At 63.8% G+C, this 14,473-nt stretch carries 12 protein-coding genes; 9 read left to right on the top strand and 3 right to left on the bottom strand.

Going from position 1 to position 14,473, the window contains the following annotated elements; all coding sequences use genetic code 11:
* The first annotated feature begins 200 nt into the window (after positions 1–200).
* From polA to ED21_RS06470, 3 genes are read left to right on the top strand one after another with little or no spacing between them, the layout of a single operon-like run.
* Complete coding sequence (polA, locus tag ED21_RS06480) at positions 201–3,035, top strand: DNA polymerase I (protein WP_006833051.1); 2,835 nt, start codon at positions 201–203, stop codon at positions 3,033–3,035.
* A complete protein-coding gene (locus tag ED21_RS06475; RefSeq protein WP_006833050.1) occupies positions 3,032–4,330 on the top strand; it encodes a sensor histidine kinase in 1,299 nt (432 codons plus the stop codon). The genes polA and ED21_RS06475 overlap by 4 nt, the downstream gene beginning before the upstream one ends.
* Positions 4,331–4,344: 14 nt before the next feature.
* Complete coding sequence (locus tag ED21_RS06470; RefSeq protein ID WP_006833049.1) at positions 4,345–5,424, top strand: mechanosensitive ion channel family protein; 1,080 nt, start codon at positions 4,345–4,347, stop codon at positions 5,422–5,424.
* Here ED21_RS06470 and ED21_RS06465 read toward each other — a convergent pair whose 3' ends face one another.
* Positions 5,425–7,749 (bottom strand): CDC48 family AAA ATPase, encoded by a 2,325-nt coding sequence (locus ED21_RS06465; RefSeq protein WP_006833048.1) that lies wholly within the window; start codon positions 7,747–7,749, stop codon positions 5,425–5,427. It lies immediately after the preceding gene.
* A 425-nt stretch (positions 7,750–8,174) separates the two neighbouring features.
* A complete protein-coding gene (locus ED21_RS06460) occupies positions 8,175–8,501 on the bottom strand; it encodes a hypothetical protein (protein WP_006833047.1) in 327 nt (108 codons plus the stop codon).
* Positions 8,502–8,573: 72 nt separating this feature from the next.
* Here ED21_RS06460 and ED21_RS06455 point away from each other — a divergent pair, with 72 nt between their 5' ends.
* From ED21_RS06455 to ED21_RS06430, 6 genes are all read left to right on the top strand, one after another.
* Entirely contained in the window at positions 8,574–9,281 is a 708-nt protein-coding gene (locus ED21_RS06455) for a CoA transferase subunit A (protein WP_006833046.1), read from the top strand.
* Complete coding sequence (locus ED21_RS06450; protein ID WP_006833045.1) at positions 9,278–10,192, top strand: 5'-nucleotidase, lipoprotein e(P4) family; 915 nt, start codon at positions 9,278–9,280, stop codon at positions 10,190–10,192. The genes ED21_RS06455 and ED21_RS06450 overlap by 4 nt, the downstream gene beginning before the upstream one ends.
* Before the next feature lies 1 nt (position 10,193).
* On the top strand, positions 10,194–10,859 hold the full coding sequence (locus tag ED21_RS06445; protein ID WP_006833044.1) for a 3-oxoacid CoA-transferase subunit B: 666 nt from the start codon (positions 10,194–10,196) through the stop codon (positions 10,857–10,859).
* 7 nt (positions 10,860–10,866) lie between these two features.
* Complete coding sequence (locus ED21_RS06440; RefSeq protein WP_006833043.1) at positions 10,867–12,009, top strand: CaiB/BaiF CoA-transferase family protein; 1,143 nt, start codon at positions 10,867–10,869, stop codon at positions 12,007–12,009.
* Between the two features lie 76 nt (positions 12,010–12,085).
* The gene (locus tag ED21_RS06435; protein ID WP_006833042.1) at positions 12,086–12,634 is read left to right on the top strand and encodes a GbsR/MarR family transcriptional regulator; all 549 of its coding nucleotides are present in this window, start codon (positions 12,086–12,088) and stop codon (positions 12,632–12,634) included.
* Positions 12,635–12,719: 85 nt separating this feature from the next.
* On the top strand, positions 12,720–13,127 hold the full coding sequence (locus tag ED21_RS06430; RefSeq protein ID WP_006833041.1) for a hypothetical protein: 408 nt from the start codon (positions 12,720–12,722) through the stop codon (positions 13,125–13,127).
* Positions 13,128–13,190: 63 nt separating this feature from the next.
* On the opposite strand, the gene metK is transcribed toward ED21_RS06430, so the two are convergent.
* Positions 13,191–14,429, bottom strand: coding sequence for a methionine adenosyltransferase (metK, locus tag ED21_RS06425; protein ID WP_006833040.1), 1,239 nt, complete (start codon positions 14,427–14,429; stop codon positions 13,191–13,193).
* Between the last annotated feature and the right edge of the window lie 44 nt (positions 14,430–14,473).

Below are 14,473 nucleotides of genomic sequence, written 5' to 3'. Positions count from 1 at the left end.
GATCCAATCCCCTCGCGCAAGGTCCGGTAATTCGGGCCTTACAGTGTCTAAATAGTGGCCGGATTGTGGCCTAGCAAGCGGATTCGCCACATTTCGCCATCATCTTGCCTCAATTCGACGCAATTCCACCCTTTTCCAGCCCACATTTTTCCTGCCTTTGCCGCTCCCCAATCGCTCGACTCGCTGCTAACGCCGTGCCGATGGCCGACAAGCAGCACCTCTATCTCGTCGATGGTTCCGCCTATATCTTCAGGGCTTACCACCGCCTGCCGCCGCTGACCGACCCCGAAGGCACGCCGGTCGGCGCGGTATACGGCTATACGACAATGCTGTGGAAGCTCGCCGACGATCTCGACAAGGCGGACGGCCCGACCCACCTCGCCGTGGTGCTCGACAAGTCGAGCCACTCCTTCCGCAACGAGATTTACGGCCAGTACAAGGCGAACCGCCCCGATCCGCCCGAAGACCTGGTGCCGCAATTCCCACTGATTCGCGACGCCACCCGCGCCTTCAGCCTGCCGCTGGTCGAAGAACCCGACGTCGAGGCGGACGACATGATCGCCTCCTACGCGCGCGCCGCGCAGGACGCGGGCTGGAACGTGACCATCGTGTCCTCCGACAAGGACCTGATGCAGCTCGTCGGCGAAAAGGACGGCGCGCGGATCGACATGCTCGACACGATGAAGAGCGCTCGCATCTATATCGATGAAGTGCAGGAGAAGTTCGGCGTGCCGCCCGAAAAGGTGGGCGATGTCCTCGCGCTGATGGGCGATTCGGTCGACAATATTCCCGGCATCTTCGGCGTGGGGCCCAAGACGGCGAGCAAGCTCATTGCCGAGCATGGCGACCTCAGCGCTGCCCTCGACGCGGCCGAGGGCATGAAAAAGAGCAAGCTCAAGGAGCGATTGATCGAGCACCGCGAGGACGCCGAACTCAGCAGGGTGCTCGTGACGCTGAAGGAAGACTGCCCGCTTCCCATCGCGATCAACGACATGAAGCTTGACGGCGTGCCGAGCGAGCCGCTCGCCGCTTTCCTCGAAAAGCACGGCTTCACCAGCCTGCTGCGTCGGCTCGACGCGGGAACCGGCAGCCCCAACCGAGCGACCGACCTCAACCCGCCCAAGCAGCAAACGCAAGGAGCCGAGGCCAGCGCGCAAGGCAACGTCCAGCCGCTCCCCGACCTACCCGAGGTGGATCGCGCAAAATATGAGTGCGTCCAGTCGATGGACCGTCTGGAAGAATGGATTGCCCGTGCACGGTCTGCGCGCCTTGTCGCTGTCGACACGGAAACGACCTCGCTCGACTGTATGCTTTGCGACCTCGTCGGGGTCAGCCTTGCAACGGGCCCCAACCAGGCCTGTTACATCCCGCTTGGCCATGGCGGCAGCGACATGTTTGCCGAGAAGCCCCAACAGATCGGCAAGGCCGAGGCGCTCGCTGCGCTGAAACCGCTGCTCGAGGACGATGCGGTGCTGAAGGTCTTCCAGAACGGAAAATACGACCTTAACGTGCTCGCGCGCGAAGGCATCGCGGTCGCGCCCATCGACGACACGATGATCATCAGCTTCGCGCTCGACGCCGGGCGCAGTGAGAGCGGGATCGGCGGCGGACACGGCATGGACGAACTTGCCGAGCGCCACCTCGGCCACCCCTGCATCAGCTTCAAGGAGCTGTGCGGTACGGGCAGGAAGGCGATTCCCTTCGCCGAGGTCCCGCTCGACAAGGCAACCGAATACGCTGCGGAGGACGCCGACGTCACCTGGCGCCTCCATGCGATGCTCAAGCGCCGTCTCCCGGTGGAAGGCGGCACGAAGATATACGAGCGGGTGGACCGCCCGCTGGTCCCGGTCGTCGCCGGGATGGAGCGTCACGGCATCAAGGTCGACCGCGCCCGGCTCGCCAAACTGTCTGAGGAATTTGCCACCGAGACCAAGCGGCTCGAAGGCGAGATCCACGAGATAGCCGGTCAGGAATTCACGGTCGGCAGCCCCAAGCAGCTCGGCGAAATCCTGTTCGACAAGCTCGGCTTCAAGGGTGGCAAGAAGGGCAAGAGCGGCCAGTATTCGACCGACCAGTCGGTGCTGGAGAAGCTGTCGGGCGACGGCGCGGAAATCGCCGCCAAGGTGCTCGAATGGCGCCAATTGGCCAAATTGAAGTCGACCTATACCGACGCGCTGCAGGAAGCGATCAACCCGCGCAGCGGCCGCGTGCACACCAGCTACAGCCTCGTCGGCGCGCAGACCGGGCGCCTGTCGTCGACCGATCCGAACCTGCAGAACATCCCGATCCGCACCGAGATCGGGCGACAGATCCGCGACGCCTTCGTGGCCGAGGAAGGCAATGTCCTGCTCGCCGCCGACTATTCGCAGATTGAGCTTAGACTCGCCGCGCACATGGCGGATGTTGCCCCGCTCAAAGAAGCTTTTGCGGAAGGGGAGGATATCCACGCGCGCACCGCGACCGAAATGTTCGGCGAAGTTACCCGCGACACGCGCGCGCGCGCCAAGACGATCAATTTCGCGATCCTCTACGGCATTTCCCGCTGGGGCCTCGCAGGCCGGCTCGGAGTCGAGGCCGACGAGGCGCAGGCGATGATCGACACCTATTTCAAACGCTTCCCCGGAATCCAGAAATACATCCTCCACACGCTCGAGTATGTGCGCGAGAAGGGGTATTCGGAGACGCTATTCGGCAGGAAGACGTGGTTCCCGCGGATCAATTCCAAGAACCAGGCCGAACGGCAGGGCAGCGAGCGCGCGGCGATCAACGCGCCGATCCAGGGTACCAGCGCCGACATCATCAAGCGCGCAATGGTGCGGATGAACTCCGCGCTGGAAGAGGCCGGCCTCGGCCATGTCCGCATGTTGCTGCAAGTGCATGACGAACTGGTCTTCGAGCTGCCCGAAGCGGATGTGGCGGCGGCAAGTGCGATCATCGAACGGGTCATGGCAGGGGCTGCTCAGCCATATGTCGAGCTATCGGTCCCGCTCGGGGTTGAGATCGGGACCGGCAAGAGCTGGGGAGCCGCGCATTGATCGGTTCGAACTGGACCCTGCCGCGCTGGCCGAACGCCGTCCTGCTACTGTTCATCAGCGGCGCGATGCTCGGCCTGATCTACCTTGTGTACCAGACCGTGGAAGCGGAACGAGAAGAGCGCGACCAAGCGGCCCTGACCGCCGATGTCCTCGACCAGCTCGAACGCGTTCAGAAGGCAGCCCTGAACGGCGAAACCGGCCAGCGAGGCTATCTGATCACGCTCGACCGGCGGTACCTGCGTTCCTACCAGGAAGGCAGCGAGCAGATCGAGCCCACCCTCGACCGCCTGCGCGTATTGCTGAGCGAAAACGCCACGGCGAGGCAAGAAGAGTTGCTCGACGAAATCGACGCGCTCTCGCGCGCGAAGTTCGACGAGATGGAATCCTCCGTGATCCTGCTGGAAGACGGGCGCTTGCTCGATGCGCGGCGGCAGGTCCTGACCGACGAGGGGCAGGAAACCATGGAACGTCTCAACCGCGCCATCGGCGAAATGGAAGAGATCGAGCGGCGGATCCTGGCCGACCAGCGCAGCGAAACCGCGCGGATCGAGGGTCGTGTCCTGCCCCTCCTGGGCGCGCTGATCACTCTCCTGCTGCTGGCCATCCTCATCGGTTCGCGGCTGGTCTCGCGCGCCGCGCGGGCCGAAGCCGAAGCCGCCCAGGCAGCCGCTATCGGCGAAGCGCGCGACCGGGCCGACTTGCTTGCGCGCGAGCTCAACCACCGGGTCAAGAACCTCTTCGCCGTGGTTCTCGCGATCGTGCAGATGAGCGCCCGCGACAAGCCCGAGGCGAAGCCGGTGACCGATGCCATTGATGCCCGCATCCGCGCGCTACTGACAGCGCATGAGGTGAGCCAAGGCGAACTCGACCGCGAGCTCGCCTCGCTGGCAGCGCTGATCGACACCACGCTCGCGCCCTATCGCTCGCGGACGCAGGCCGCGACCGTCTCTGGCCCACAGGTGCTGCTGCCCGCGAAGCGGATCACCCCGCTCGGTCTCGTCCTGCACGAGCTGACCACCAACGCGGTGAAATACGGCGCCTGGGCGCATGGCGGCACCATCGACGTATCGTGGGAAGAGGAAGCAAACCTCGTCACGCTCGTCTGGCACGAATCCGGTGTGGCAATCGACGGGGAGCCGGAACGTAAAGGGTTCGGTAGCCTCCTGATGGACAGCGCCGCGCGGCAGTTCGGCGGCAGCGTGAAACGCGACTTCACGAAAGACGGACTGGTCGTTACGATCGAAATCCCGCACGAGAAGGGCCCCGCCATGCTTGCGGACGAGCCGCTCGCTTAATAGGCATAGCGCGAATGTTCGACCGCTATCATCCCGACAATTGGCCCGTTTCGCAGGAAGGCCTCGTCCATACGCTGATCGCCCTGGGCGGCGCAATCACGGCCGCCTTGATCCTGCATTGGGTGGTGTTCGCGATCCTGCGCAAGTTCACCAAGGCCTCGTCCAGCCTGATGGACGACGTCGTCGTTGCGAAGATCCGCAGTCCCGTGCGCTGGGCTATGATCGGCTTCGCCTTATCGATCGCCGCCGAGAACGACGCGCTGGTCGGCAATGGCTGGGACGTCTTCGCCGATTTCGTCACGCCCGCCGTGATCGGCTGGGTTGCCTTTGCTCTCGTCAAGGGGCTCGCCGCCGGATACGAACGCCAGCTCGAGGCCGAGGGCGACGAAGTCGCCAAGCGAGGCTACCGCACGCGCATCGCAATCCTCTCGCGTACCGCGCGGGTCGGCATCCTCATCGTCACCATTTCACTCATCATGCTCAACATACCGGGTGTGCGCGATGTCGGGACGACCATGCTGGCATCGGCCGGTCTTGCGGCCCTGGCCGTGGGTGCGGCGGCGCAGCCGGCGCTCAAGTCGCTGATCGCCGGCCTCCAGATGGCTCTGACCCAGCCCTTGCGGATCGGCGATCTCGTGAAGGTCGACGGGCAGGCCGGGCGCGTGGAGGAAATTCGCATGAGCTTCGTGACCGTCCGCACATGGGACGAGCGGGTGCTCGTGGTGCCCACCAGCCGCTTTCTCGACCAAAGCTTCGAAAACTGGTCGCGCGTGAGCGAGAAGCTGACCGGGCCGGTGATGCTGCACCTCGATCCCGTCGCGAAGATCGAGCCGATCCGCGAGGAATTCGAGCGGTTCGTGAAGGGTCATGCCTTGTGGGACGGGCGCAATCTCGCCCTCCTCATGACCGAGGCGTATCCCGAGAGCATCGAACTGCGCCTGTCGATGAGCGCTGACACGATCGGCGACCTCTTCACCCTGCGCTGCGACGTCCGCGAGCACATGCTGGCGTGGCTGAGTGAGAAACAGCCCGACGCGCTGATCCGCCACCGGCTCGAAGTCGAAGCGGCGAACCAGCGGACGAAGGGCGGCTGATCAGCTTTCGGTGCTACCGTGCTTGCGGTCGCGGGTCGGCTCCAGCATGCCTTCGTGGATGAAGCCGATAGGCTGCACTTCGGCGGCGCGCTTCTTCAGTTCGCCGCGCATCTTTTTGTATTCGGATTCCATCTTGCTGGTTACCGTGGCGCGGCTGTCCTTGAGCGCTTCGTCGAAGTCCCCGGCGGCAACGTTCTGCACATCGTCGCCTGCGCGCTTCAACGCGTTCAGGCCGGCACGCCGCACGACATCTTCCAGATCAGCCCCGGTAAAACGCTCGGTCTTGCCCGCTATTGCGGCAAGGCTGACATCGTCGCCAAGCGGCATACTGGCCGTGTGGATGCCGAGGATCTGCTCGCGACCCGGCTTGTCGGGCGTGCCCACATAGACGAGTTCGTCGAAGCGGCCCGGCCTTAGCAGCGCCGGATCGACCAGCGTCGGCCGGTTTGTCGCCCCGATGACGACCACCGACTGCAATTCTTCCAGCCCGTCCATCTCGGCCAGGATGGTGTTGACCACCCGGCCCGTAACCTGCGGTTCGCCCTGCCCGCTACCGCGCGCCGGAACGAGACTGTCGATCTCGTCGATGAAGATCACGCAAGGCGCAACGGCGCGGGCGCGTTTGAACATCTTGGCGATCTGCTGCTCGCTCTCGCCATACCATTTGGACAGCAGGTCCGAGCTTTTCATCGAAATGAAGTTAGCCTCCGCTTCCTTGGCCACGGCCTTGGCCAGCAGCGTCTTGCCGGTCCCCGGGGGGCCATAGAGAAGGAAGCCCTTGGCTGGGCGGATGCCGAGGCGATGGAAGGCGTCGGCATTCTTCATCGGAAGTTCGATGCCTTCCTTCAGCTTGTCTATCGCATCGCCGACACCGCCAATATTGTCCCAGCCGACATTGGGGACCTGCACCATGACCTCGCGCATGGCGCTCGGCTGGATGCGCTTGAGGGCCGAGAGGAAATCCTCGCGTCCCACATAGAGCTCATCGAGGACCTCGGGCGGGATCGTGCGTTCGTCGAGATCGATCTTTGGCATGATGCGGCGGACGGCATCGATGGCCGCCTCGCGCGCCAGTGCGGCGATATCCGCACCCACGAAGCCGTAGGTGGCCTTGGCCAGTTCGGTGAGGTCGACCTTGTCGCCCAGCGGCATGCCGCGCGTGTGAATGCCGAGGATTTCGCGGCGGCCCTTTTCGTCGGGAACGCCGACCACGATCTCGCGGTCGAAGCGGCCCGGGCGGCGCAACGCCTCGTCGATGGCCTCGGGGCGGTTGGTCGCGGCAATGACTACGAGATTGGACCGTGCTTCGAGCCCGTCCATCAGCGTCAGCAGCTGGGCGACGAGACGTTTCTCCGCCTCACCCGGCACGCGGTCGCGCTTGGGCGCGATGGAATCGATCTCGTCAATGAAGATGATGGCGGGCGAAGCCTTGGTGGCCTGCTCGAACACTTCGCGCAGGGCCTTCTCGCTCTCGCCATAACCCGAGCCCATGATTTCCGGACCGTTGATGGTGAAAAACTCGGCATCGCTTTCGTTGGCGACGGCCTGTGCGAGGCGGGTCTTGCCGGTCCCCGGCGGGCCATGCAGCAGCACGCCCTTAGGCGGATCGACGCCAAGACGGGTGAAAAGCTCGGGATAACGCAGCGGCAGTTCGACCATTTCTCGCAGCGCCTGGATCGTGTCGTCGATACCGCCGACATCGTCGTAATTGACCACGGCGCGCGCGTCGCGCGGGGGTTCGAACTCGGCGCGCAGTTCGACCTCGGTGTTCTCGTCGATATGGACGATGCCCTTGGGCGTGGTCGACACGACCGATAGACGGATTTGCGTCAGCGCGTAGGCGGGGGCGTTGAACATGCGGCGCACTTCGGGCGGCATGTTCCGGACCGGCTGCTGGCCGGTCGTCGCCACGAGGTCGCCGGCCAGAAGCGGCTTGCCGGCAAAGTTGCGCTTCAGCGCCTGCGACGGGCCTTGCAGCCGCATATCGCGGTTGGCGGGCGCAAAGACGACGCGGGTGGCGGGTCGCGATTCGGCGGCTTTCACGACCACATGCTCGCCCGAACCGACTTCGGCGTTGCCGCGCTGGAGGCCGTCGAGGCGAATGACCTCGATCGTCTGGTCTTCATCATAGGCCGACATCGCGATTGCGACCGTGGCGCGTTTGCCGACGATCTCGACCGGATCGCCTTCGGTTACGCCCAGCGCCTGGAAGGCCGAGCGCGGCATGCGGACGATGCCCTGCCCGCTTTCTTCCTGCCGTGCCGCGGCGACCTGCAGCCTGACCGTCTTCTCGTCACTTGCTGTCGCAGCGTTCGCATCGGCCATATGGCGCTATCTCCCTTTTTCTTCGCGCAACCGCCCATCCAGATGGGACCGGATCATGCCAATGCAATGAGCGAGCGCCATGAGGGGTCCGAAGTCGAGGGACGTGGCGCAAGAAAAAAAGCCCGGCTGGCGAACCAACCGGGCTGGAAAAGTCTTGGGAGAGGATGCCTGAAAGGCAGGTAGAGATATGCGCGGACGCACCGTTTTGTGCAAGTGCGAAAAGAACAAGGTTTGTTGCGTGAGACGCAAGTTGAAGGGATAAGCCCCTGAATTACCTATTCCGGTGAGGTTGGCTATTTCGCAGGCGCAGCACAGGACTGCAACTGCCGGGGATTGCTCGCCGTGCCCAGAAAGGCGCGATAATCGGTGCGCTCGCCCGAAAATTCATTGGTGCAGGCGCCCTTCTCGATCGTGAGGACGAAAGGTTACGAGCCCGGCACCGCTCCTTCCTGCGCCCGAAAGACCGTTGTGCCGCCATCGACGCTGCGCGCCACGTTGATGACCTGGTAATCGGGTCCGCCGTAGCTCTGGCTGATCGCCATGCGGCTGCCACGGTTTTCGAACTGGATGAAGGGCTCGCCGAAGTTGGCCTTGAAATCGCCCGCGCGCGCCGCCCCTGTGAGCAGGTCGCGTCGCTCGGTTTCCTGCTTTACGACCATCGGATCCGCCTGTCTCGGCTCGGGTTGGGGAGCAGGCTCGGGCTCACAGGCTGCCAACAGGGGCAGGAAAAGCAGCATCGACCATGCGCGCATCGTGCATCTCCTTGTTCCGGGGGTGACTTATCACAAACTGGGCGCTAGCAGCCAAGCCGTAACGGAGGTCCGATGAACAAGCTCTTTCCCGACGCCGCTGCCGCCCTCGACGGGTTGCTCCATGACGACATGCTGATTGCCAGCGGGGGCTTCGGCCTGTGCGGCATCCCCGAACGCCTGCTGGAGGCGATCTGCGAGAGCGGGGTGAAGGGCTTGACCTTCGCCAGCAACAACGCCGGGGTCGACAACGAAGGGATCGGCATGCTGCTGCGCACCCAGCAGGTGAAGAAGATGATCTCGTCCTATGTCGGCGAGAACAAGGAATTCGAACGGCAATTCCTCTCCGGCGAGCTGGAAGTCGAATTTTGTCCCCAGGGCACGCTGGCCGAGCGTATGCGCGCCGGCGGTGCGGGCATCCCCGGCTTCTACACCAAAACTGGCGTCGGCACCCAGGTTGCCGAGGGCAAGGAAGTGAAGAGTTTCGATGGCGAGGATTACATCCTCGAACGCGGAATCTTCGCCGATCTGGCCATTGTGAAGGCATGGAAGGCCGACGAGACCGGCAACCTCGTTTTCCGCAAGACCGCACGCAATTTCAACCTGCCCGCCGCCACCTGCGGGAAGGTCTGCGTCGTCGAAGTAGAGGAAGTGGTCCCGACCGGCAGCCTCGATCCGGACTGCATCCACCTGCCCGGTGTCTATGTGCAGCGCATGATCGTCGGCGCGCCGTACGACAAGAAGATCGAATTCGTGACCACGCGCGAGCGGGAGAGCGCATGATGCGCGGCACTCTCGTATCGCTCGCCGCGCTGGCGCTGGGCGCCTGTGCGACCATTCCCGCTCCCGAAGCGCCGATCGCACCGGGACTCGATGCCGAGGCACCCGACAGCATGCAGTGGCTCTACGGTTCGGGCGAAGCCGCCGGGGCCTCAATCCAGGCCTGGCGCGGCCTTGCCGATTACGCCGTTGCCCGCAGCCGCGAACGCCGCGTGCCGCAATCGGTCGCCATGGGCGTGGGCGGAGTGGTGGCCGCGCCGCAGCTGTGCTCCGACGGCGAGACGATCAAGCCGCTGGCGGTCGTATTCGATGTCGACGAAACCGTCCTGCTCAACACGGGCTACGAATACTGGGTCGCCGCGACCGGCAACAGCTACTCGCGCGAAACGTGGAAGCTGTGGGAAGAAACCGGCGCGAGCTACATTCGCCCCGTCCCGGGCGCGGTCACCGGCCTGCGCCGCCTGCGCGAGGCCGGCATCACCCCGGTCTTCAACACAAACCGCCAGTACAGCCCCGAGGGCGCGGCCAAGGCGATCGCAGCCGCCGGTCTCGGCGAGGCAGTCCACCGCGAAACGCTGTTCCTGCGCGGGGATGATGGCGTGGATAGCGGCGACAAGGACGGGCGACGCGCCCTGATCGCCGAGCGCTATTGCGTGATCGCGCTGGCGGGCGACAATCTCGGCGATTTCGCCGATATCTTCAACGACGACAACCTGCCCGCAGCCGAGCGCCGCGAACTGGCGGCGCGCGGCGATCTCGCGCAACTGTGGGGCAACGGCTGGTTCGTTCTGCCCAACCCCGTCTACGGCGATTCGCTGAAGGGCACGGTGGGCGAGGTCTACCCCGAAGGCACCCGCTGGTCGCCCGCGACCGCTCCTTCCGCTGCGCCTGCAATCATGAACGAAGGCAACTGACATGACCGATACGAACGTCCGCACCGGCTGGGATCGCAACCAGATGGCCGCCCGCGCCGCGCAGGAGCTGGAAGACGGCTATTACGTCAATCTCGGCATCGGCATTCCGACGCTGGTCGCTAACCACATTCCCGATGGCATGCACGTCACGCTGCAGAGCGAGAACGGCATGCTCGGCATCGGCCCCTTCCCCTATGAGGGCGAGGAAGACGCCGACCTGATCAACGCCGGCAAGCAGACCATCAGCGAACTGGCCCACAGCGCCTATTTCGACAGCGCGCAAAGCTTTGCCATGATCCGCGGCGGCCATATCGATCTCACCGTGCTGGGCGCGATGGAAGTGGCCGAGAATGGCGACATCGCCAACTGGATGATTCCGGGCAAGATGATCAAGGGCATGGGCGGCGCCATGGACCTCGTCGCGGGCGTGAAGAAGATCATAGTGGTAATGGACCACACGGCCAAGGACGGCAGCGCGAAGTTCATCCCGGCCTGCACCCTGCCGTTGACAGGGCAGAACGTGGTCGACATGATCGTTACCAATCTCGGCGTGTTCCGCCGCAAGGACCACGAGAGCACCTTCCAGCTCGTCGAACTGGCGCCGGGTGTGAGCGAGCAGGACATCGCCCACAGTACGACCGCCAAATACGAGGTTGCGCTCGGATAATCCGACCATGGCCGACTGGCTCGCCAGACCGCGCAACGAGGACAGCCCGCTGGCCGGGCTGAAGGTGCTCGAACTCGCGCGCGTCCTAGCCGGGCCGTGGGCGGGCCAGATCCTTGCCGATCTCGGCGCGGACGTGATCAAGGTCGAAAGCCCCGAAGGCGACAACACGCGCATCTGGGGCCCGCCTTGGGTCGAGCATGGGGGCGAGACGACCAGCGCCTATTACCACGCCTGCAACCGCGGGAAGCGAGGCGTGGTCGCGGACTTCAGGGACGAGGCCGACCTTGCCCGCGTGGCAGACCTCGCCTCCGGGGCGGACGTGGTCCTCGAGAACTTCAAGCCCGGCGGTCTTGTGAAATTCGGGCTCGATTACGACACGCTGGCCAAGGCCAACCCGGCGCTCGTCTATTGCTCGATCACCGGCTTCGGGCAGGACGGACCCCGTCGCGACGAACCCGGCTACGACTTCGTCATTCAGGCGATGAGCGGCTTCATGGCCCTGACCGGGAAGCCCGAGGGCGAGCCGATGAAGATGGGCGTCTCGATCAGCGATCTGTCCTGCGGCCTATGGGCGGCCAACGCCGTGCAGGCCGCGCTGCTGATGCGCCACCGCACCGGCAAGGGGCAATGGATCGATATGAGTCTGCTCGACAGTTCGGTAGCACTTCTCGCCAACCAGGCGATGAGCTATCTCGCGACCGGTGAAAATCCGCCACGCATGGGCAACGCGCATGCACAGGTGAGCGCCTATGGCGTGTTCCCGACCAGCGACGGGCAGGTGGTGCTGGCCCCTGCCAACGACGCGCTGTTCCGCAAGCTGCTGACCGTCCTTGGCCGCGAGGACCTTCTCGCAGACGAACGCTTCGCCACCAACGCGGCCCGCGTCGAGAGGCGTAGCGAGGTCGACGCGCTGATAGCCGAGGCGACCGCGCAATGGTCGCGCGAAGACCTGCTGTCCGCTTGCGCCAAGGCTGGCATTCCTGCCGGTCCAATCAACGAGATCGACGAAGTCTTCGCCGACCGCCAGATCGTGGCGCGCGGGATGAAGCTGGAGATCGACGGCATGCCCTCGGTTCGCAGCCCCTTCGTATTTTCCGATGCGGAGCTGGCCTCCGAGAGAGCTTCGCCGACCAAGGGGCAAGACGACTAGCCACAAAGTCCAGACATGCCTTGATCCAACCTAGAATTTCTGTAATTACAGAAATTGAGAAAAGGAGGTTTGAGTCGTGGCCGACATCATAGATATTCCCGAAGCGCGCGCATTCATCCTCCATTGGGGTGAAATGGGGAGCGAATGGGGCGTCAACCGGTCGGTCGCGCAGATTCACGCTCTGCTCTACCTCTCCGACCGCCCGCGCCATGCCGAGGATATCTGCGAGAAACTCGGTCTTGCGCGCTCGAATGTTTCGAACGGACTGAAGGAGTTGCAATCCTACCAGATCGTCCGGCGTGTGCATGTCGAAGGCGATCGCCGCGATCATTTTACCGCCGCTACGGATCTGTGGGACATGCTCATGAAGATCACGGCCGAGCGAAAGCGCCGCGAGATCGATCCCACGATCCAGCTCCTTGGCGAATTGTCGGAAAGTCTGGAGAAGCGCGGTGACGTGCCCGCCCATATCCGGGAGCGAGTGGGCCGGATGCATGAGTTCATCGGCAACCTTGCCGGCTGGTATGCCGATGTCCGCCGCTTGCCCAAGTCGACCCTGGTGACGCTGATGAAACTCGGGAGCCGCGTTGCGCGCCTCCTCCCCGGCGGCAAACCGAAGGACTGACCACCCCGTTTTTAAAGGAGGAGATCCACTCACCAACACCGCCGCTACGAATTTCTCAAATTTCAGAGATTAGAGGAGAAGTCTTATGTATCTCGTCCCGGCTTATATCGCCTATCTGGTCGTCAGCATCGCGCTGACGATCTGGGTCGCCCGCACGCTTTCGAAAAACGGGATCGTGTTCCTGAAGGAGTGCTTCGGGCATGACGACACACTCGCCCATTCGACCAACCATCTGCTGGTGGTCGGCTTCTACCTCGTCAATCTCGGCTGGATCCTGCTCACGCTGCGCTTCGGGACGCCGCCTCAGGGCTGGGCCGAAACGCTCGAATTCCTCTCGACCAAAATCGGTCTGGTGGTCGTCGCGCTCGGTATCATGCACTTCTTCAACATGAGCGCGGTTGCCAAGTTCGGTCGCAAGGTCGGCCAGTGGTTCCGCGACGACGATTTTGGCAACGACATCCGACCGGACGTACGCCGCGGCATTCTCGACTGATCCTTCGCGACAAAAAAGGGCGGCCCCGAGAGGCCGCCCTTATCGTGTCCGTAGAGTTCCGGGTCAGCCCATCGCCGCCTTGAGGTCGTCGACGAGGTCGGTGCGCTCCCACGGGAAGGCATCGCCTTCGGCCTGCCGACCGAAATGACCATAGGCCGCGCTCTTTCGGTAGATCGGCTTGTTGAGGCCGAGGTGCGTGCGGATACCGCGCGGGGTCAGGCCGCCGAGCTTCTCGATGCCGGCGATGGCGTTTTCCAGCGCTTCGTCGGTCACGCCGTCTGCGCAGGTGCCATGCGTGTCGACATAGAGCGACAGGGGCTTCGAGACGCCGATCGCGTAGGAAAGCTGAATCGTGCAGCGCTTGGCAAAGCCGGCCGCGACGATGTTCTTGGCAAGATAGCGCGTGATGTACGCGGCCGAGCGGTCGACCTTGGTCGGGTCCTTGCCGCTGAACGCGCCTCCGCCATGCGGGGCCGCGCCGCCATAGGTGTCGACGATGATCTTGCGTCCGGTCAAGCCAGCGTCGCCGTCCGGGCCGCCGATCTCGAAGGCGCCGGTGGGGTTGATGTGCCATTCGGTCTCGTCCGAGACCCAGCCTTCAGGCAGGATCTCGTTCACGACCTTCTTCACATAGGCCTTGAGTTCGGCTTCTTTCTCGCCCTCGTGATAGCCCTTGCCGTGCTGGGTCGAGACGACGATCGCGGCGCAGGCGACCGGCTTGCCGTTTTCGTAGCGCAGCGAAAGCTGGCTCTTGGCGTCGGGCTCAAGGAAGGGTGCGGTGCCGTTCTTGCGATCGGCGGCGAGGCGCTCGAGGATCTTGTGCGAATAATCGAGCGTTGCCGGCATCAAATCGGGCGTCTCGTCGCAGGCGAAGCCGAACATGATGCCCTGGTCGCCGGCGCCTTCGTCCTTGTTCCCGCTGGCATCGACGCCCTGCGCGATTTCAGCCGACTGGCCGTGAAGGTGATTTTCGAAGGTCAGCGTTTCCCAGTGGAAGCCATCCTGCTCATATCCGATTTCGCGGACGGTGCGGCGCACGGCCTTTTCGATCTCGTCCTTAGCACCCGGAGCCCAGCCGCCATTGTCGGCCCAGTCAGGATTATTCTTGTCATACATCGGGGCGCAGCGGATTTCGCCCGAGAGGATCACACGCTGCGTGGTCGTCATGGTTTCGCAGGCGACGCGCGATTCGGGATCCTTGGCCAGCATCAGGTCGACGATGGCGTCGCTGATCTGGTCGGAAACCTTGTCGGGATGGCCTTCCGAGACGCTCTCGGAGGTGAACAGGTAATTAGTGCGCATGAAGACCCCAGTAAAGGATATAAAGATAGCTTTAAGTGTGGCGC

The sequence above is a fragment of the Erythrobacter sp. SD-21 genome, assembly GCF_000181515.1.
Lineage (GTDB): Bacteria > Pseudomonadota > Alphaproteobacteria > Sphingomonadales > Sphingomonadaceae > Qipengyuania.
The sequence above is the reverse complement of the archived record's forward strand: the minus strand, read 5'-3'. Positions and strand labels throughout refer to the sequence as shown.

Coding starts and splice junctions, on each gene's coding strand:
- ED21_RS06455 (WP_006833046.1), top strand. CDS start 8,574: ATGAACAAGCTCTTTCCCGACGCCGCTGCCGCCCTCGACGGGTTGCTC.
- ED21_RS06460 (WP_006833047.1), bottom strand. CDS start 8,501: ATGCGCGCATGGTCGATGCTGCTTTTCCTGCCCCTGTTGGCAGCCTGT.
- metK (WP_006833040.1), bottom strand. CDS start 14,429: ATGCGCACTAATTACCTGTTCACCTCCGAGAGCGTCTCGGAAGGCCAT.
- ED21_RS06440 (WP_006833043.1), top strand. CDS start 10,867: ATGGCCGACTGGCTCGCCAGACCGCGCAACGAGGACAGCCCGCTGGCC.
- ED21_RS06465 (WP_006833048.1), bottom strand. CDS start 7,749: ATGGCCGATGCGAACGCTGCGACAGCAAGTGACGAGAAGACGGTCAGG.
- polA (WP_006833051.1), top strand. CDS start 201: ATGGCCGACAAGCAGCACCTCTATCTCGTCGATGGTTCCGCCTATATC.
- ED21_RS06445 (WP_006833044.1), top strand. CDS start 10,194: ATGACCGATACGAACGTCCGCACCGGCTGGGATCGCAACCAGATGGCC.
- ED21_RS06430 (WP_006833041.1), top strand. CDS start 12,720: ATGTATCTCGTCCCGGCTTATATCGCCTATCTGGTCGTCAGCATCGCG.
- ED21_RS06450 (WP_006833045.1), top strand. CDS start 9,278: ATGATGCGCGGCACTCTCGTATCGCTCGCCGCGCTGGCGCTGGGCGCC.
- ED21_RS06470 (WP_006833049.1), top strand. CDS start 4,345: ATGTTCGACCGCTATCATCCCGACAATTGGCCCGTTTCGCAGGAAGGC.